Source organism: Tepidiforma sp., assembly GCF_026419595.1.
In the GTDB taxonomy this organism is placed as follows: Bacteria; Chloroflexota; Dehalococcoidia; order Tepidiformales; family Tepidiformaceae; genus Tepidiforma.
Window position 1 is genome coordinate 24,837 of record NZ_JANZZD010000002.1, and the last position, 15,846, is coordinate 40,682.

General features: G+C 71.8%; 20 protein-coding genes. 6 read left to right on the forward strand and 14 right to left on the reverse strand.

Annotated elements, in window-relative coordinates:
* Positions 1–7: 7 nt before the first annotated feature.
* From flgB to N2041_RS01545, 8 genes are all read right to left on the reverse strand, one after another.
* A complete protein-coding gene (gene flgB, locus N2041_RS01510; RefSeq protein ID WP_297675122.1) occupies positions 8–406 on the reverse strand; it encodes a flagellar basal body rod protein FlgB in 399 nt (132 codons plus the stop codon).
* On the reverse strand, positions 403–861 hold the full coding sequence (gene fliJ, locus N2041_RS01515; protein WP_297675123.1) for a flagellar export protein FliJ: 459 nt from the start codon (positions 859–861) through the stop codon (positions 403–405). The genes flgB and fliJ overlap by 4 nt, the downstream gene beginning before the upstream one ends.
* Complete coding sequence (locus N2041_RS01520; protein ID WP_297675125.1) at positions 815–2,233, reverse strand: FliI/YscN family ATPase; 1,419 nt, start codon at positions 2,231–2,233, stop codon at positions 815–817. The genes fliJ and N2041_RS01520 overlap by 47 nt, the downstream gene beginning before the upstream one ends.
* A complete protein-coding gene (locus tag N2041_RS01525) occupies positions 2,230–2,928 on the reverse strand; it encodes a FliH/SctL family protein (protein ID WP_297675126.1) in 699 nt (232 codons plus the stop codon). Before N2041_RS01525 ends, N2041_RS01520 begins: the two co-directional genes overlap by 4 nt.
* Positions 2,912–3,931 carry a flagellar motor switch protein FliG gene (fliG, locus tag N2041_RS01530; protein WP_297675128.1) on the reverse strand — a complete coding sequence of 340 codons (1,020 nt, stop codon included), beginning with the start codon at positions 3,929–3,931 and terminating at the stop codon, positions 2,912–2,914. The genes N2041_RS01525 and fliG overlap by 17 nt, the downstream gene beginning before the upstream one ends.
* A 6-nt stretch (positions 3,932–3,937) precedes the next feature.
* Positions 3,938–5,515, reverse strand: a complete 1,578-nt coding sequence (gene fliF / locus N2041_RS01535; RefSeq protein ID WP_297675130.1) for a flagellar basal-body MS-ring/collar protein FliF — start codon at positions 5,513–5,515, stop codon at positions 3,938–3,940.
* A 132-nt stretch (positions 5,516–5,647) separates the two neighbouring features.
* Positions 5,648–6,298, reverse strand: a complete 651-nt coding sequence (yqeK, locus tag N2041_RS01540) for a bis(5'-nucleosyl)-tetraphosphatase (symmetrical) YqeK (RefSeq protein ID WP_297675132.1) — start codon at positions 6,296–6,298, stop codon at positions 5,648–5,650.
* Positions 6,299–6,321: 23 nt separating this feature from the next.
* A complete protein-coding gene (locus tag N2041_RS01545; RefSeq protein WP_270057201.1) occupies positions 6,322–6,663 on the reverse strand; it encodes an HIT domain-containing protein in 342 nt (113 codons plus the stop codon).
* An 88-nt stretch (positions 6,664–6,751) separates the two neighbouring features.
* Between N2041_RS01545 and N2041_RS01550 the strand changes: the two genes are divergently transcribed.
* On the forward strand, positions 6,752–7,303 hold the full coding sequence (locus tag N2041_RS01550; RefSeq protein WP_297675134.1) for a flavin reductase family protein: 552 nt from the start codon (positions 6,752–6,754) through the stop codon (positions 7,301–7,303).
* A 22-nt stretch (positions 7,304–7,325) separates the two neighbouring features.
* Here N2041_RS01550 and N2041_RS01555 read toward each other — a convergent pair whose 3' ends face one another.
* Entirely contained in the window at positions 7,326–9,224 is a 1,899-nt protein-coding gene (locus N2041_RS01555) for a S9 family peptidase (RefSeq protein ID WP_297675136.1), read from the reverse strand.
* A 44-nt stretch (positions 9,225–9,268) separates the two neighbouring features.
* A complete protein-coding gene (locus N2041_RS01560) occupies positions 9,269–9,676 on the reverse strand; it encodes a VOC family protein (RefSeq protein WP_297675138.1) in 408 nt (135 codons plus the stop codon).
* A gap of 75 nt (positions 9,677–9,751) precedes the next feature.
* Here N2041_RS01560 and N2041_RS01565 point away from each other — a divergent pair, with 75 nt between their 5' ends.
* Both N2041_RS01565 and N2041_RS01570 read left to right on the forward strand, forming a co-directional pair.
* On the forward strand, positions 9,752–10,594 hold the full coding sequence (locus N2041_RS01565; protein ID WP_297675140.1) for a transketolase: 843 nt from the start codon (positions 9,752–9,754) through the stop codon (positions 10,592–10,594).
* On the forward strand, positions 10,591–11,544 hold the full coding sequence (locus N2041_RS01570; RefSeq protein ID WP_297675142.1) for a transketolase C-terminal domain-containing protein: 954 nt from the start codon (positions 10,591–10,593) through the stop codon (positions 11,542–11,544). The genes N2041_RS01565 and N2041_RS01570 overlap by 4 nt, the downstream gene beginning before the upstream one ends.
* Here N2041_RS01570 and N2041_RS01575 read toward each other — a convergent pair.
* Together N2041_RS01575 and N2041_RS01580 are read right to left on the reverse strand one after the other, a co-directional pair.
* Positions 11,528–12,019, reverse strand: coding sequence for a peroxiredoxin (locus N2041_RS01575; RefSeq protein ID WP_297675144.1), 492 nt, complete (start codon positions 12,017–12,019; stop codon positions 11,528–11,530). The genes N2041_RS01570 and N2041_RS01575 overlap by 17 nt on opposite strands.
* A 29-nt stretch (positions 12,020–12,048) precedes the next feature.
* Positions 12,049–12,726, reverse strand: coding sequence for a helix-turn-helix domain-containing protein (locus N2041_RS01580; protein WP_297675146.1), 678 nt, complete (start codon positions 12,724–12,726; stop codon positions 12,049–12,051).
* Positions 12,727–12,918: 192 nt separating this feature from the next.
* Here N2041_RS01580 and N2041_RS01585 point away from each other — a divergent pair, with 192 nt between their 5' ends.
* The gene (locus N2041_RS01585) at positions 12,919–13,116 is read left to right on the forward strand and encodes a hypothetical protein (protein WP_270057210.1); all 198 of its coding nucleotides are present in this window, start codon (positions 12,919–12,921) and stop codon (positions 13,114–13,116) included.
* 114 nt (positions 13,117–13,230) lie between these two features.
* On the opposite strand, the gene N2041_RS01590 is transcribed toward N2041_RS01585, so the two are convergent.
* A complete protein-coding gene (locus tag N2041_RS01590; RefSeq protein ID WP_297675149.1) occupies positions 13,231–14,406 on the reverse strand; it encodes a CoA transferase in 1,176 nt (391 codons plus the stop codon).
* 28 nt (positions 14,407–14,434) lie between these two features.
* On the opposite strand from N2041_RS01590, the gene N2041_RS01595 reads away from it, so the two are divergent.
* Positions 14,435–14,812: an MGMT family protein gene (locus tag N2041_RS01595; RefSeq protein ID WP_297675151.1), complete on the forward strand. Its 378-nt coding sequence runs from the start codon at positions 14,435–14,437 to the stop codon at positions 14,810–14,812.
* On the opposite strand, the gene N2041_RS01600 is transcribed toward N2041_RS01595, so the two are convergent.
* Positions 14,746–15,285: a TIGR03618 family F420-dependent PPOX class oxidoreductase gene (locus N2041_RS01600; RefSeq protein ID WP_297675153.1), complete on the reverse strand. Its 540-nt coding sequence runs from the start codon at positions 15,283–15,285 to the stop codon at positions 14,746–14,748. The genes N2041_RS01595 and N2041_RS01600 overlap by 67 nt on opposite strands.
* Positions 15,286–15,360: 75 nt before the next feature.
* On the opposite strand from N2041_RS01600, the gene N2041_RS01605 reads away from it, so the two are divergent.
* Positions 15,361–15,846, forward strand: coding sequence for a flavin reductase family protein (locus N2041_RS01605; protein ID WP_297675155.1), 486 nt, complete (start codon positions 15,361–15,363; stop codon positions 15,844–15,846).

A 15,846-nucleotide genomic window follows, 5' to 3' on the forward strand; every position in this document is an offset into this window, starting at 1 on the left:
AGGCTCCTTAGCCCGTGATGGCGGTGCGGATGTTGTTGAGCTTGCGGGAGAGGACGCTGGCGGCGGCCTGGTAGCGCATCTGCGTCTCGGCGAGGAGGACCATCTCCTGGTCGACGTCGACGGTGTTGGCGTCGAGCCGGCTGGTGGCGAGGAGCTGCTGCGGGTCGAGGCCGAGCTGGCCGGTGCGCCGGGAGGGCGCGGCGATGTGGCGCGGGTCGGTGACGGCGAGCTGGCCGGACTGGCGGCCGAAGGCGCGCTGGAGTTCGGTTTCGAAGGTGACGTCCTGGCGGACGTAGCCGGGGGTATCGATGTTGGCGATGTTGTTGGCGATGGCGCCCTGGCGGCGGCCGAGGCCGGCGAGCCAGGCGGTGACCTGGGCGATGCCGCGGTCGGCGATGGGGTTCATGCGGGGTCCTCCGTGGGGATGGGCTGGCTCCGCCAGCGGGCGGCGACGAGGTCATCGAGCTGGCGGGCGGCGGCGCGGGCGCGCGCGAGCCGCTCTTCGGCCTGGCGGCGTTCGAGCAGGAGTTCGAGGGCGCGCCGGTCGCGGCGGCGCTCCATCAGCACGGCGCGCTCCTCGGCGACGTCCTCGTCGGAATGGGCGAGGGCGGCTTCGCGGGCGGCGATGTCGCGCTCGAGGCGGCGGAGGTAGGCCGCGCCGGCGAGGGCATCGGCGATATCGAGCGGCCCGGCGTGGGGTTCGACGGCGAAGAGGTGCTCGCGGCTGGCGCAGGCCTCGGCGAGGGCGGCCGCGCGGCGCTCGCGGAGGGCGATCGCCTCGGCGAGCTCGCGGCGCTGGACGAGCTCGGCGAGCTCACGCTGCCGGATCAAGCGCTTCAGCCGCTTCGATGACAGGCTCACCGGTCACCTCCTCAGGGTCGATGTCGCGGAATGCCGGGTCGGCCGGCGCATCCGCGGGGGCCGCGAATTCGGGGTCGATGGCGAACAGGCCCGCGAGCGCCTCATCGAACGAGGGGCACTCGTCGGCGCGCTGGCGGAGGAAGGCGTTGATGGCGGGCAGGAGTTCGAGGGCGCGGTCGACGAGCGGGTCGGCGCCGCGGGCGTAGGCGCCGATGGCGACGAGGTCGCGGGCGTCTTCGTAGGCGGCGAGGAGCTGGCGGAGGCGGCGGGCAGCCTCGCGGTGGGCGGGGCTCGCGACCCGGTCCATGAGGCGGGAGACGCTCTGGAGGACGTCGATTGGCGGGTAGTGGCCGGCCGAGGCGAGGGCGCGGCGGAGGACGATGTGGCCGTCGAGCGTGGCGCGCGCGAGGTCGGCGATGGGCTCGTCCATGTCTTCGCCGTCGACGAGGACGGTGTAGATGGCGGTGATGGAGCCGCGGGCGCCGGGGCCGGCGCGCTCCATGAGGTGGGGGAGCATGGAGAAGACGGAGGGCGGGTAGCCGCGGGCGGTCGGCGGCTCGCCTGCGGCGAGGCCGATTTCGCGGCGGGCCATGGCGACGCGGGTGAGGCTGTCGAAGAGGAGGAGGACATCGGCGCCTTCGTCGCGGAAGCCTTCGGCGATGGCGGTGGCGGCCCGGGCGGCGCAGATGCGCATCGCGGCCGGGTTGTCGCCAGTTGAGGCGACGACGACGCAGTGGCGGAGGGCTTCGCGGCCGAGGTCGTGCTCGATGAAGTCGCGGACTTCGCGGCCGCGCTCGCCGATGAGGGCGATGACGGTGACATCGGCGCGGGTGCCGCGCGCGAGCATGCCGAGGAGGGTGCTCTTGCCGACGCCGGAGCCGGCGAAGATGCCGACGCGCTGGCCGCGGCCGAGGGTGAGGAAGCCATCGACGGCGCGGACACCGCTGGGGAGCGGGCGGGCGATCGGCTCGCGGTCGAGCGGGTGGGGCGGCTCGGCGGAGGCGGCGACCCAGCGGACGCCCGCCGGGGGCTCGCCGCCGTCGATCGGCCGGCCGAGGCCGTCGAGGATGCGGCCGAGGAGGGCGCGGCCGACGGGGGCGAGCGGCGGGGTGCCGGCCGCGTAGACGCGCGCGCCGGCAGGCAGGACGGCGCGTTCGAGGAGGGCGAGGTGGGCGATGCCGGGCGCGGATCCGGCGGCCTCGGCGGCGACGGGCGCGCCGGAGGGCGTTTCGATGAAGACGAGTTCGCCGGGCTGGAGGTTGATGCCGGCCGCGGCGGCCATCTCGCCGCTGCTGTGGAGGAGCGTGCCGGTGCGGCGGTAGAGGCTGGCGCCCGCGACGGCGCGGATGACGGATTCGAGGGCGGCCGTCACGGTTCGCCCCCGGCCGCGCGGCGGATGGCGAGCTCGGCGAGGTCGAGCCGGGCATCGAGGGTGGCGTCGATCGTGCCGTTGCGGAGGTCGACGATGCAGCCGCCGACCTCGATGGCCGCGTCGGGGCGGACGTAGGCGCCGAGTTCGCCGAGGGCGGCCGTGACCCCGGCTTCGACCGCAGGGTTGACGCGGATGCTGAGCAGCTCCTGCCCGGCGGCGGCCCGGACGGCCTCTTCGCAGGCTGCGGCGGTGAGGGCCGGGTCCGCCTGGTAGGCGAGGCCGACGATGCGGCGGACGGCGAGGATGACGGCTTCGGCGAGGAGGCCGGAGGCGGAGGCGGCGATTTGGTCGCGGATGGCGCGGCCTTCGCGGGCGGCGGCGCGGAGGAGTTCGAGGAGGTCGCGGGCCTCGGCGGCGGCGCGGGCGAGCCCGTCCTGGTAGCCCTGCTCCGCAGCGGCCCCGGCGGCGGCGGCGACCTCGGCGGCGGCGCTTGCCCGGATGCGCGCGGCTTCGGCCTCGGCAGCGGCGATGATCTCGGCGGCGCGGGCCTCGGCGGCGGCGATGACCTCGGCGGCGGTGGCGACCGGCGCATCGAGCGGCACGGCCGGGGAGCTTGCGCCGACGACGAAGACCTCGCTCTCGGCGCGGGCGCGGGCGGAGCGGATGACGCGGGGCGGCCTAGCCGACCAGTTCATCGTCGCCTCCGCGGGAGATCACGATCTCTTCGGCCTCGTCGAGCCGGCGGATGACTTCGACGATGCGCTGCTGGGCTTCTTCGACCTGGCGGAGGCGGACGGGGCCGGAGGCCTCCATGTCCTCGCGCAGCATCTGGGCGGCGCGCTGGGACATGTTGCGGAGGATGCACTCTTTGACGGCGTCGGAGGTGGCCTTGAGGGCGAGGGCGAGGTCGCGGACTTCGACTTCGCGGAGGATGCGCTGGATGGAGCGGTCGTCGAGCGTGGCGATGTTCTCGAACACGAACATGCGCTTCTTGATCTGCTCGGCGAGCTCGGGCTCGTTCTCTTCGAGGGCCTCGATGATGGTCTTCTCCGTCATGCGGGAGGACTGTTTGAGGACCTGGACGAGGACTTCGATGCCGCCGACCGACTGGGACTGGCGGGAGGGCTGGAGGACGGCGCTGAGCTTGCGGCGGAGGACGGCCTCGACTTCGTTGACGATCTCCGGGTTGGCGCGGTCCATGAGGGCGATGCGGCGGGCGACATCCGCGGCGAGTTCGGGCTCGAGCCCGGCGAGCACTTGCGCGGCTTTGTCGGGCTGGAGGAACGAGGTCAGGAGCGCGATGGTCTGGGGGTGCTCCTGGGCGAGGAAGTTGACGAGCTGCTGGACGTTGAGGTGGCGGAGGAAGCCGAAGGGGACGGTCGGGGAGGTGGCGGAGAGCCGGTCGATGAGCTCGGCGGCCTTCTCTTCGCCGAGGGCGAGGCGGAGGAGCTCTTCGGCGTAATCGAGGCCGCCGAGCGAGATGACGTTGCGGGCGACGGCGGCTTCTTCGAACTCCTCGACGACCTCTTTGCGCTGCTCGGGGAGGAGCTCGCCCATGGCGGAGATCTCCCAGGTCAGGCGCTCGATGTCCTCGTCCGAGAGATGGCGCAGGACCTCGGCGGAGCGCTCCTTGCCGAGGGTGATGAGGAGCGCTGCGGCTTTGCGGCGGCCCTTGAGCTTCTCATCCTTGGCGACCATGGCCCGTTACTCTTCCCTCATCCAGGTTTGGACGACGTCGGCGACGGCGCGGGGGTTGGCCTCGGCGAGGCGGAGGACGCGCTCCTCGTGGGGGTCGGGCGGCGTTTCGAGGACGGGGAGGTCCTCCTGTGGCGCAGCGCTGGGCAGGGCGGCGAGGGCGGCGGCCGCGCCGGCGGGGAGCGCCTGCGCCATGACCGGCGCGGGCAGGCGGAGCTGCCGCTTCGAGAGCGAGCGGAGGAGCAGCATGACGAGGACGAAGGCGAGGATGACGGCGAGGATCGGGATGACGAGCTTGAGGTATTCGAAGTAGGCGGCGAGGCCGCCCGGCGTCTCGCCGATGAGGTCGGTCCGGGCGCTTTCGTCGAAGGGCAGGCGGGTGACGCTGAGGATGTCGCCGCGGACCTGGTCGAGGCCGACGGCGGCGGCGACGGCGCTCGTGATGGCGGCCTCCTGCGCGGCGGTGACGCTCTCATCGAGGACGACGGAGACACTGAGCCGCTGGAGCTTGCCGGGCGCCTGGATGGTGGTGGAGGAGGTCTTCGGGATTTCGTTGTTGGTGGTCGTCTCGGTGCGGGAATACTGCGAGTTGCCGTTGGCGGTGGTGTTGGCGCCGCCGCCGGTGCCGCCGTTCGCGCCGGTGCCGGGGACGTTGCCGACGTTGAGGTTCGTGCCGGTGAAGGTCTCCTCGACGGTCGTTTGCGAGCGGGGGACGGCCTGCTGGGGCGTGCCGTATTCGTCTTTGACCTGGGTGACCTGGTCGAAGTTGAGGCTGGCGCGGATGGTGACGGCGGAGCGGCCCGGGCCGACGATGCGGGCGAGGACATCGGCGACGTCGCGCTGGAGGGCGAGTTCGTACTGGCGCTGGAGTTCGAGCTGGGTCGCGGTGGCGCCGGCGGAGAAGCTGCCGCCAAAGGTCGCGCCGTCGAAGAGAACGCGGCCGGAGTCGTCGATGATGGTGATGCCCTTTTCGCTGAGGCCTTCGACGGAGTTGGCGACGAGGTTGGTGATGCCTTTCACCTGCTCGTCGGTGAGGCGGGCGCCGGGCTTCAGCTGGAGGAGGACGCTGGCGGTCGCTTCGTGCTGGTCTTCTTTGAAGACGGCCTGCTTGGGGATGGAGATGTGGACGCGGGAGGCTTTGACGGCATCGAGGGTGTTGATGGAGCGGGCGAGTTCGCCTTCGAGGCCGCGGCGGAAGTTGACCTGCTGGACGAAATCGGTGGCGCCGAAGTTGGTCTTGTCGAAGATTTCGAGGCCGACGGCGCCGCCGGAGGGGAGGCCGGCCTGGGCGAGCTTGATGCGCACCTCGGCGACTTTGTTGGCGGGGACGGCGATGGCGGAGCCGCCGGCGCGCAGTTCGTAGGGGATGCCGAGCGATTCGAGCTCGTCGGCCATGGCGGCGCTGTCCTCCGGGGCGAGGCCGGAGTAGGCGGTGACCATCTTCGGGCTCGAGGAGGAGAGGAAGAGCAACCAGACGAGGACGAGGCCGCCGATGCCGACTGCGGCGAGCATCAGCTGGCGGCTGCGCGGGAGCGCGTTCCAGCGTTCGAGCCATGGACCGAGTGGCGACGACTGCAGGTTCCCCATGCGGTGCTCCGGGCGGTAGTGCTCCGAAGGTAGCGATGGGGCTCGCGGCTCCGCATCGGGGAGTCACCGATGCGCGGGTGGCGTTCCCGTGAAGTGTGGGGAGAAAACCCTGATCCTGCCGTGCGGTGGCGGCTATTCGGCCGGCGCGAAATCGGGGTCGGCGGGGTCGAGGGGGAGGATGGGCGGCATGGCGCGGTCGAGGTGGTGCTCTTCGACCCAGCGGCGGCGGGCGTGCCAGTGAGCGGGATGGCTCGGCCAGCCGTGGGTGCGCTCTTCGACCCATTTCCAGTCGGCCCAGCAGAGGAGGGCAGTGTCGAGGTCGCGGCGGGCGAGCCGGCGGATGGCGCCGAGGAGCGGGTCGCGCTTCCGCTTGCGGGGTTCGAACTTGTCGGCGAGCAGGATGACCTTGGCGATGAGGGGCATGTCGGCGGCGCCGAGGGTGTGGTCGCGGACGGCGGTGAGGGCCTCGTCATCGGTGACGCCGAAGCGTTCGCGGAGAACGACGGCGGCGATGGGGCCGTGGAGGAGGACGGGCTCGAGGCGGTCGGTCTCGGTGACCGGGACGCCGCACTCGGCGGCGAGGCGGAGCTGTTCGGCCGGCGGGTGGGCACGGAAGAGGTCGTGGCCCCAGGCGGCGAGTTCGACGCGGGCGGGGTCGAGATCCCAGCAGGCGGCGAGGTCGCGCGCCTCGGCGGCGACGCGTTCGACGTGCCGGCGGAGGCCGTCCGGCAGGCGGGTGTATTCGGCCTGGACGGCGGCGAGCTGGGCGGCGATGTCGCTCATGCGCGGGGGCGGCGCCGGCGGAGTCAGCCTTCGGGGCCGAGCCGGCGGCCGGCGAGGAGGTGCATGTGGAGGTGGTGGATGGTCATGCCGGCGGCGTCGCCGACGTTGAAGGCGAGGCGGTAGCCGGGCTCCCAGGCGCCTTCGACGCGAGCGACGTCCTTGCTGAGCATGAACATGCCGGCGAGGGTCTCGGCGTGGCTCCATTCGACCTCGCGGGCGTTGTCGATGTGGACCTTCGGGATGATGAGGCAGTGGACCGGCGCGCGCGGGTTGATGTCGCGGATGGCGAAGGCGTGGGCGTTTTCGGCGATTTTCGTCACCGGGACCTCGCCCCGGTGCATGCGGCAAAACAGGCAGTCCTGCATGGGCGCCATTGTGTGCAGGCCGCGCGGCTGTGTCGATGGGCGGCGGCGGATTTTGCGGGCGGTTTGCGGGGGCGTTACGGTGCGCGGGATGACGCAGCCCGCAGGGAGCGTGCTCTCGCTGTTCTGGTCGCCGCTGTGCGCGGTGGGGAGCCACGGGCCGGCGGGGCCGAACGCGCAAATCTGCCTTTCAGTGCTGGGGGCCTCGATCGTGCCGGCGCGGCCGCGGCTGCTCGTGGCGCTCTGGAAGGGCAACTACACGCACGACCTCGTGCACGCGGCGGGGACGCTGGCGATCACGGTGCTGGCGGAGGGACAGGAGGAGCTGCTGGCGCCGCTCGGGCTGCAGAGCGGCCGGGAGAGGCCGAAGCTGGGCGGGCTGGAGTGCCGGCTCACGCCGGAGGGCGACCCGGTCTTCGCGGGCGGCGCCGGGTGGCTGCGGGGGCGCGTCATCGACACGTTCGATCTCGGCGATGCGACGGCCTTCCTCACGGCCGTCGATGAAACGGGCGCGGGCGAGGGGACGCCGCTGCGGTGGCAGACGGCGCAGCGCGTCGTCGGCGAGGAGTTCCTCGCGCGGTGGGCGGAGAAGAGCGCGCGCGACCGGGCGGCGGCGGAGCGGGCGATGCGGTGGCTGGCGTGAGCGGCCGGGATGCCGCCGGCGCTCAGGCGTAGAGGACGTGGGTGCGGAGGAAGGCTTCGACCGCCTTGTAGAAGTGGTCGATCGTCTCCGATTTGCGCCAGCCGTGGCCTTCGCCGGAGTAGACGTGGTATTCGTGCGGGACGCCGCGGGCGCGGAGGGAGGCGACGATGCTGTCGCTCTGCTCGCGGGGGACGACGCGGTCGATTTCGCCCTGGAAGACGGCGACGGGGTCGCGAATGCGGTCGGCGTGGAAGATGGGCGAGCGCTCGCGGTAGACGGCGGCGGCTTCGGGGAGCGGCCCGAGGAGCGAATCGAGGTAGCGGGCTTCGAATTTGTGGGTATCGGAGGCGAGGGTGAACTGGTTGGCGACGCCGAACATGCAGATGGCCGCTTTGTACACGCCGGGGTACTGGACGAGCGACTGGAGGACGGTAAAGCCGCCGGCGGAGCCCCCCATGATGACGAGGCGGGCAGGGTCGGCGAGGCCGCGTTCGGCGAGGGCGAGGGCGCCGGTGCGGGCGTCCTCGACGTCGTAGATGCCCCACGAGCGGCGGAGCTTGAGCATGTAGGCCCGGCCGTAGCCGGTCGAGCCGCGGTAGTTCGGCAGGAGGACGGCGTAGCCGCGGGTGGCGAAGAACTGGGCCTGGGGATTCCAGCTCGCGGTGACCTGGCTGGTGGGCCCGCCGTGGACGAGCACGACGAGCGGGGGCGCGCCGCGGCCTTCGAAGCGGTCGCTGGCCGGCGGATAGTAGAGCCCGTGCGCCTGCTCGCCATCGAACGAGGTCCAGCTGACCGGCTGCGGGGCGGAGAGGGCGGCCGCGGGGACGAGCTCGCTGTCGCTGCGGCGGACGACGTCGATGCGGGGCGCGGCGGGGTCGGCGAGGTCGATATCGAGGACGCGCGGGGGCTGCTTGCCGCCGCTGGCGACGACCGCGAGCCGCTCGGCGGCGGGCGATGCGGCGGGCGCGGAGAACGAGGTGTAGCGGGCGTGGGCCGCCTCGAGGTCGCGTTCGCCGCCGGCCGGGTCGAGAAGGACGAGGCGGTGGAAGCCGGCGATGGACCGGATGACGGCGATGCGGCCGGAGGGAAGCTCGGCGAAGGTGCGCATGCCGTGCATCCAGGCGGGCGTGCCGTGCTCGGCCTCGCCGGCGGTCACCTGGCGGACGGCCCCGGAAGCGAGGTCGCGGCGGTAGAGGTGGCCCCAGCCGGTTTCGTCGGAGACGTAGAGGAGCCCGGCGCCGTCGCGGGTGAAGAGCGGCTGGAAGATGCTGACGTCCGGGCCGCCGGCGACGACCCCGGACGAAGCGATGCGGGGGAGCGGGCCGCTGGCATCGAGGGCGGCGACCCGGAGTTCGGTGCCGTCCCAGGGCATGTTGGGGTGGTCCCATTCGACCCAGGCGAGGCGGTCGCCGCCCGGGTGCCAGGCGGGCTGCATGTAGAAATCGCGGCCCTCGGCGAGGCGGCGCGGCCACTGGCGGCCTTCGCTATCGACGACGGCGATGCAGTCGACGTCTTCGAAGGTGTGGACATAGGCGACCCAGCGGCCATCGGGGGAGACCGCGGGCGAGGAGGCGGCCCCGAAGGGCGGGGTGATGGGCCGCGCGGGCCCGCCGGCGAGGTCCTGGCGGTAGATGCGCTGGTCGGCCTGGCCGACGAAGTAGCAGGCGCCATGGGCGAGGGTGAAATCGCCGCCGCCGTAGCCGACGAAGGCGCGGACGGAGATCTCGGGGGTGAGGTCGCGGGTCGCAGATTCTCCGGCCTGGCGGGCGGTGACGACGCCGCGGTCGGAGCGGCCTTCGGACCAGGCCAGGGTGCGACCATCGGTATCCCAGGCAGGTTCGTTGAGGCGGAGGGCGGCGCCGAGCGCCGCGGGGGTGATGGGGCTCGGCCAGAGGCCGAACATGCGCTGTTCGCGTGCCATGGCGGGGATTGTACGGCGGGGCCGGCGAGGGCGCCGGGCAGGGGTCAGGCGGGCGGCTGCGTGATGCGGAAGTGGTTGCCGAAGGGGTCGCGCCCGGCGCAGTCGATGCCCCACGCTTGCTCGATGGGCTCCTGGGTCATCGTGACGCCGCGGGCGCGGAGCGTTTCGTAGGTCTTCCGGCAGTCGTCCGTATGGAAGATGAGCCAGCCGCCGGCTTCGCCCGTTGGGACGAGGCGGCGGACGGTATCGGCGGTTTCGGCGTCCATCATGGGGCCGCCGGGGAGTTCGAGGAGGATTTCGCGGGGGTCGCCGGGCACGCCGACGGTGAGCCAGCGCATGACCCCGAGGTCGATATCGGTGCGGACTTCGAGGCCGAGCTTGCCGACGTAGAAGTCGAGGGCGGCGTCCTGGTCGAGGACGTAGAGCTGGGAGATGGCGACGCGGGTGAACATGGCCCGCCATCATAGCCCGCCAGGGACGGAGGCGCGCGTTCCGCGTTCGGGGGCGAGGCCGTATCCTTGCCTGCGATGCCCACGAGTCTTGCCCCCGTTTCCGTCGACGAACTGAAGGCCATCGCGAAGCGCGTGCGCGCGCACATCGTGGAGATGGTCTACGAAGCGCAGAGCGGCCACCCGGGAGGGTCGCTCTCGGCGGTCGAGCTGGGGGTGGCGCTGTACTGGAACCACCTGCGGGTCGACCCGGCGAACCCGGAAGACCCGGGGCGGGACCGGTTCATCCTCTCGAAGGGGCATGCGACGCCGTTCTACTACGCCGTGCTGGCGGAGCGGGGGTTCTTTTCGGCCGACCTGCTGAGCGGATTCCGGAAGCTGGGGAGCCCGCTGCAGGGGCACCCGTCGATGAAAGCGCTGCCGGGCATCGAGATGTCGGGCGGGTCGCTCGGGCAGGGGCTGTCGTTCGCCATCGGGCACGCGCTCGCCGGGCGGCTGGAGGGGCGGGAGTTCCGCTGCTGGGTGCTGCTCGGCGACGGCGAGCTGAACGAAGGGCAGGTGTGGGAAGCGGCGATGGCGGTCCCGCATTTCGGGCTGGGCGACCGGGTCATCGCGCTGGTGGACCGGAACGGCATCCAGAACGACGGCTTCGCGGACAGGATCATGCGGACGAACCCGCCGGCGATGTTCGCGGGCTTCGGCTGGAAGGTGATCGAGTGCGACGGGCACGACATGGCGGCGGTGGATGCGGCGCTGGCGGAGGCGGAGCGGCCGGATGAGCGGCCGCGGGTGGTAGTGGCGCACACGGTGAAGGGCAAGGGCGTGTCGTTCATGGAGAACAACCCGGGCTTCCACGGGAAGGCGCCGACGCGGGAGCAGCTGGAGCAGGCGCTGGCGCAGATCGCGGAGGGGCTGGCATGACGCAGACGGCACCGGCGGCGGCGACGCGGGAGGCGTACCCGTTCGCGCTCATCGAGCTCGTGGAGCAGGGCGTGGACGTGGTGGCGATCGATGCGGACCTCTCGGTTTCGACGATGGGCTACCAGTTCGGCGAGAAGTACCCGGAGCGGTGGTACACGGTCGGCGTGGCGGAGCAGAACATGGTCGGGATCGCGGCGGGGCTGGCGGCCTGCGGGAAGACGGCGTTCATCGCGAGCTTCGCGGCCTTCCTCCCGGGGCGGTGCTTCGACCAGCTGCGGACGTCGGTGGCGCAGCCGCGGGGCGGGCTGAACGTGAAGTGCGTGGCGAGCCACGGCGGCATCACGGTCGGGGAAGACGGGATGAGCGCGCAGGCGATCGAGGACCTCGCGCTGGTCACCTCGCTCATCCCGTTCGACGTGGTGGTGCCGGCCGACTTCGAAGCCGCGAAGCAGGCGATCGTGGCCGTCGGGAAGACGACGCGGCCGGCGTACGTGCGGACGGGGCGGCCGAAGGTGCCCGCCATCTACGGGAGCGATTACCGGTTCGAACTGGGGAAGGCGACGCGGCTGCGCGAGGGGTCCGACGTGACGATCATCGCCTGCGGGGTGCTGGTCGGGATCGCGCTGGAGGCGGCGAATCTGCTGGCGAACGAGGGCGTCTCGGCGCGGGTGCTGGACATGGCCACGATCAAGCCGGTCGACCGGGAGGCCGTCATCGCCGCCGCGCGGGAGACGGGCGCCATCGTGACGGCCGAAGAGCACCAGACGACGGGCGGGCTGGGCACGGCCGTGGCGCGGGTGCTGGCCGAGACGGTGCCGGCGCCGGTTTCGTTCGTGGGCGTGGACCGGTACGGGACGAGCGGGAAGTGGGACGAGCTGCTGACGTATTTCGACCTGACGCCGGCGCGGGTTGCGGCGGCGGCCCGGGACGCGATCAGCCGGAAGCGGTAGCGGGCGATTCGCCGGCGGCGCGCGGCGCGATTTTTTCGAGGGCTTCGATGACCTCGGGGACGTGGGCGGTGACACGGAAGTCGTGGCGCATGGCGGCGCGGATGATGCCCTCTTTATCGATGACGTAGGTGACGCGTGGGGGCATCCACGGGATCCAGCCCTTCGCGTCGTAGAGGGCGCGCAGGCGGCCGTCGCCGTCGGGGATGAGCGGGAAGGGGAGGCTGTGCTTCTCGCGGAAGGAGGTGTGGGAGCTGGAGGAATCGCCGCTGATGCCGATGACGATGGCGTCGTAGGCGGCGATGGCGCCGTAGTTGTCGCGGAAGGAGCAGGCCTGGGCGGTGCAGCCGGGGGTGAAGTCCTTCGGGTAGAAGTAGAGGACGACGTGCTTCTTGCCGCGGTAGTCGCTGAGCCTGAAGGTCGAGCCGTCGTCGAGGGTGGCGGTGAAGTCGGGGGCGGGCGTGCCGGGCTTGAGCATGGGGCGGACCTCCGGGGGTGTTCGCCGGGCTAGGGTGTGCGGAAGCAGGCCTGGATGGCGGCGGCGATCTCGGGGGAACCGGTGAGTTCGCCGACCTCCTCGGCGCGGGCCTCGCCGCGGATGAAGCGGAAGAAGCCCGGGGTATCGGTCTTGAGGTAGACGTCGGCGTCGGGGGCGCCGCTGCGGCGGGGGTGGAGGTGGCCGTCGTGGATGTCGTAGGTCCAGGTGTTGGCGTCGCCGGCGTCGCTGATTTCGATGGTCATGCGGGCTTCGAGGTCTTCGGCGCGTTCGGGGTGGAAGGCGAAGGTGGGGATGACGCGGACGGCGAAGTCGTGGCTGACGCGGGAGCCGACGTGTTCTTCGCGGATGGGTTCGACGTATTTGCGGCCCCAGTCGAGGAGGGCGAGGAGGATGGGGCGGACTTCCCAGCCTTTCTGGGTGAGGGTGTATTCGACGCGCGGCGGGAGGGCTTTGAAGTAGTGGCGCTCGACGAGGCCCATGGCTTCGAGGCGGCGGAGGCGGTCGGAGAGGACGTTGGGGGACATGCCGGCGCAGCTTTCGAGGATGTCGTTGTAGCGGTGGAGGCCGGACATGAGGTCGCGAATGATGAGGAGGGTCCAGCGGTCGCCGAGGACGTCGAGCACCTGGGCGATGACACAGGGGAGGTTGTAGGTGCGGCCTGTGTCGGAATCTGCGCGCTGGGCCATGGGCGTGGCTCCGGTTTGGATAGTGTCAAGGTTCTGCGCGGCGCTAGCACCGGGACTATTGACATGATAGCGACCGATGCTATGATTCGCCTACGAGCACTGCTACGGGAACGCTAGTACCAGCACTCGCCGAGAACTAGCCTAGCCCAGCGGCAGTTGCCCGGTCAACAAATGGAAAGGGGGTCCACCACCATGGCTGACGCCACGATCGAGACGACGAAGGCTCCCCAGGCTGACCACTTCCACCGCTGGCGGATCGAGGAGCCGAACGGCCCGACGAGCCGCGGTGTCTGCAAGGTTTGCGGCGCGGAGAAGGAGTTCAAGAACTGGCTCGCCGAGGGCGACTTCATCACGAATGAAGAGCACCGGGCGATGGCTTCCGCGGCCTGAGCCTCCGTCCCTGCCCCGGGCAGCGGGCGTCCTCTCCCGCCCGCCGGCCCACCAGCAGCACCGCCGCCCCGCTGGCCCGGGGCGGCGGTTTTTTCGTGCCCGGCGGTCACTGGTTCAGATGATGCCGGCGGCGGCGAGGCGCTCGATCTCCGCGTCGGTGAGACCGAGGAGGCCCTGGTAGACCTCGCGGTTGTGTTCGCCGAGGAGCGGCGCGCGGCCGGGCACCGCGCCCGGGGTGGCGGTCAGCCGGGGCACGACGCCGGGCTGGAGGATGGGGCCGAAAACAGGCGAATCGACGGTGACGACCTGCTCGCGGGCCGCGTAGTGGTCGTCGGCGACGATATCGCTGACCTGGTAGACCTTCGAGGCGGGAACGCCGTGGCGGTCGAGCGCGGCCTGGGCCTCGGCGAGGGTGAGGCCGGCGGCCCAGTCGCGGAGGATGGCGTGGATGGCTTCGTGGTTCGCGAGGAGGTTCTGGCGGGGCGTGAAGCGGGGGTCGGCGACGAGTTCCGGCTGGCCGATGGCGGCGCAGAGCCGTTCGAACGAGCGCTGGGTGGTGGCGTTGATGACGAGGTAGTGGCCGTCGGCGGTTTCGAACTGCTCGGCGGGGACGACGCCGGGGTAGTAGTTGCCGCTGCGGGGGCGGTCGCGGCCGGTGAGGCCGAAGTTGGCGGCGTGGGTGCCGCTCATCCGCCAGACGGCTTCGTAGAGAGCGACGTCGACGTCCTGGCCGCGGCCGGTGAGATCGCGCGCGCGGAGGGCGGCGAGCGCGCCAAACGCGGCGAAGATGCCGGCGCCGTAATCGCCGATGAAGTAGCCGGGGCGGACGGGCGGCCGGTCGGGGTAGCCGGTGACGGCGGTGATGCCGCTGAAGGCGAGGGCGACGCGGTCGAAGCCGGCGCGGTCGCGGTAGGGGCCGTCCTGGCCGTAGCCGGAGATGCGAACGACGACGAGGCCGGGGTTCTCCTCGCGGAGGTCATCCGGGGCGAGGCCCCAGGCCTCGAGGGTGCCGGGGCGGAAGTTCTCGATGAGGACGTCGGCGGCGGCGGTCAGCCGGCGGAAGAGCGCGCGGCCCTCGCCGCGGGCGAGGTCGAGGGTGACGGACTTCTGGCCGCGGTTGTCCTGTTCGAAGGAGAGGTTGCCGCGGTTCGCTTCGCCGGTGCCGGGCGGCTCGACCTTGATGACCTCGGCACCGAACTCGGCGAAGAGGGTGGCGCAGAACGGCGCTGCGAGGATCTGGCCGGCGGAGATGACGCGGATGCCGGCGAGCGCGGCGAGGGCGGGCGGCATGGTGAGCGGGAATGATACGGTTCGGACGATGGCGGCTGCACGCGGCCCGGGAGAAACGTTCTACGAGGCGGTGTACGCGCTCGTGCGCCGCATCCCGGAGGGGCGGGTGATGACGTACGGGCAGGTCGCGCTGGAGCTGGGCGCGCCCGCGGCGGCGCGGGCGGTCGGCTACGCGCTGGCGTGGCTGCCGCAGGGGACTGAGGTGCCGTGGTGGCGGGTGGTGAATGCAAAGGGGGCGATCAGCCTCCGCGGCCGCGGCGAGGAGGCCGATCTCCAGCGGCGGCTGCTGGAAGCGGAAGGCGTGGTCTTCGGGCCGGACGGGCGGATGGATCTCGGGCGCTACCGCTGGTTTCCTTCGGACGGTTCGGCGGGCGGTACGGGCGCGAGCTTCGTGCCGGGAAGGTAGTAGCGGTCGTGCCAGATGCCGCGGTACGGTTCGCCTTCGAGCGGCATGCGCCACGTGCGGATGCGGGCGCCGGCGAGGGGGACGCGGATGAGCGCGCGGGGCTGGTCGATGGTCTCCTCGATGTACCGGTCGGCGGCCTCGGGCGGGACGTAGCGGCGAGCGATGCGGCGGTAGAGGTCGCGCCAGGCGGCATCGTCGCCCGGCTGGCGGACGACCTCGGCGACGCCTTCGATGACGACCTTCCGGTAGGGGTGGTGCTGGTCATCGATGGTGAGCGCGACGCGGGGGTCGTGGCGGATGTGGTCGAGCCACTCGGAGGCGGCGCGGGGCGTGATGTAGATGGCGCCGTCCTCGCAGATGAACCAGACCGGGGTGACGTGGGGCGCACCTTCGGCGTCGACGGTAGCGATGCGGCAGAGGATGCCGGGCTGCTGGAGGAATTCGTCGCGTTCGGCTGGCGAGAGGGCTGGCATCGGAGCCTCCGGGCGCGTGGCGGCGCTGCGATTGGGTAGGATACGCCCAACGTTCGAACGCTGGAGGAGCCGGTCATGGACGAGCAGGCGCAGGCCGCGAAGAAGACGCTGCTGCGGATGATCCCGTACGGGCTGTACGTGCTCGGGGTGCGGGACGGCGACGAGGTCTCGGCAGCGGCGATCAACTGGGTGACGCAGACGTCGTTCACACCGCCGCTGGTGGCGATGGGCGTGAAGAAGGACAGCGGGGCCTACGCGCTGCTGAAGCGGACGGGGCAGTTCGCGCTCTCGTTCCTCGAGAGCGGGCAGGGCGACATCGCCTACGCGTTCTTCAAGCCGACGACGGTCGAGGGTTCGAAGGTGAACGGGCAGGAGACGGAGGCGGCGACCAACGGCGCGCCGGTCATCGCGGCGGCGCCGGGCTGGGTGGAAGGGCGCGTGGTCGGCGAGGTGGACCTCGGCGACCACAGCTGCGTGGTGGGCGAGGTGACCAACGCGGTGCTGAAGCGGGAGGCGAAGCCGCTCACGCTCGACGAACTGGGCGTGAAGTACGGCGGCTGA

Coding starts and splice junctions, on each gene's coding strand:
- flgB (WP_297675122.1), bottom strand. CDS start 406: ATGAACCCCATCGCCGACCGCGGCATCGCCCAGGTCACCGCCTGGCTC.
- N2041_RS01525 (WP_297675126.1), bottom strand. CDS start 2,928: ATGAACTGGTCGGCTAGGCCGCCCCGCGTCATCCGCTCCGCCCGCGCC.
- fliG (WP_297675128.1), bottom strand. CDS start 3,931: ATGGTCGCCAAGGATGAGAAGCTCAAGGGCCGCCGCAAAGCCGCAGCG.
- fliF (WP_297675130.1), bottom strand. CDS start 5,515: ATGGGGAACCTGCAGTCGTCGCCACTCGGTCCATGGCTCGAACGCTGG.
- yqeK (WP_297675132.1), bottom strand. CDS start 6,298: ATGAGCGACATCGCCGCCCAGCTCGCCGCCGTCCAGGCCGAATACACC.
- N2041_RS01545 (WP_270057201.1), bottom strand. CDS start 6,663: ATGCAGGACTGCCTGTTTTGCCGCATGCACCGGGGCGAGGTCCCGGTG.
- N2041_RS01550 (WP_297675134.1), top strand. CDS start 6,752: ATGACGCAGCCCGCAGGGAGCGTGCTCTCGCTGTTCTGGTCGCCGCTG.
- N2041_RS01555 (WP_297675136.1), bottom strand. CDS start 9,224: ATGGCACGCGAACAGCGCATGTTCGGCCTCTGGCCGAGCCCCATCACC.
- N2041_RS01560 (WP_297675138.1), bottom strand. CDS start 9,676: ATGTTCACCCGCGTCGCCATCTCCCAGCTCTACGTCCTCGACCAGGAC.
- N2041_RS01565 (WP_297675140.1), top strand. CDS start 9,752: ATGCCCACGAGTCTTGCCCCCGTTTCCGTCGACGAACTGAAGGCCATC.
- N2041_RS01570 (WP_297675142.1), top strand. CDS start 10,591: ATGACGCAGACGGCACCGGCGGCGGCGACGCGGGAGGCGTACCCGTTC.
- N2041_RS01575 (WP_297675144.1), bottom strand. CDS start 12,019: ATGCTCAAGCCCGGCACGCCCGCCCCCGACTTCACCGCCACCCTCGAC.
- N2041_RS01580 (WP_297675146.1), bottom strand. CDS start 12,726: ATGGCCCAGCGCGCAGATTCCGACACAGGCCGCACCTACAACCTCCCC.
- N2041_RS01585 (WP_270057210.1), top strand. CDS start 12,919: ATGGCTGACGCCACGATCGAGACGACGAAGGCTCCCCAGGCTGACCAC.
- N2041_RS01590 (WP_297675149.1), bottom strand. CDS start 14,406: ATGCCGCCCGCCCTCGCCGCGCTCGCCGGCATCCGCGTCATCTCCGCC.
- N2041_RS01595 (WP_297675151.1), top strand. CDS start 14,435: ATGGCGGCTGCACGCGGCCCGGGAGAAACGTTCTACGAGGCGGTGTAC.
- N2041_RS01600 (WP_297675153.1), bottom strand. CDS start 15,285: ATGCCAGCCCTCTCGCCAGCCGAACGCGACGAATTCCTCCAGCAGCCC.
- N2041_RS01605 (WP_297675155.1), top strand. CDS start 15,361: ATGGACGAGCAGGCGCAGGCCGCGAAGAAGACGCTGCTGCGGATGATC.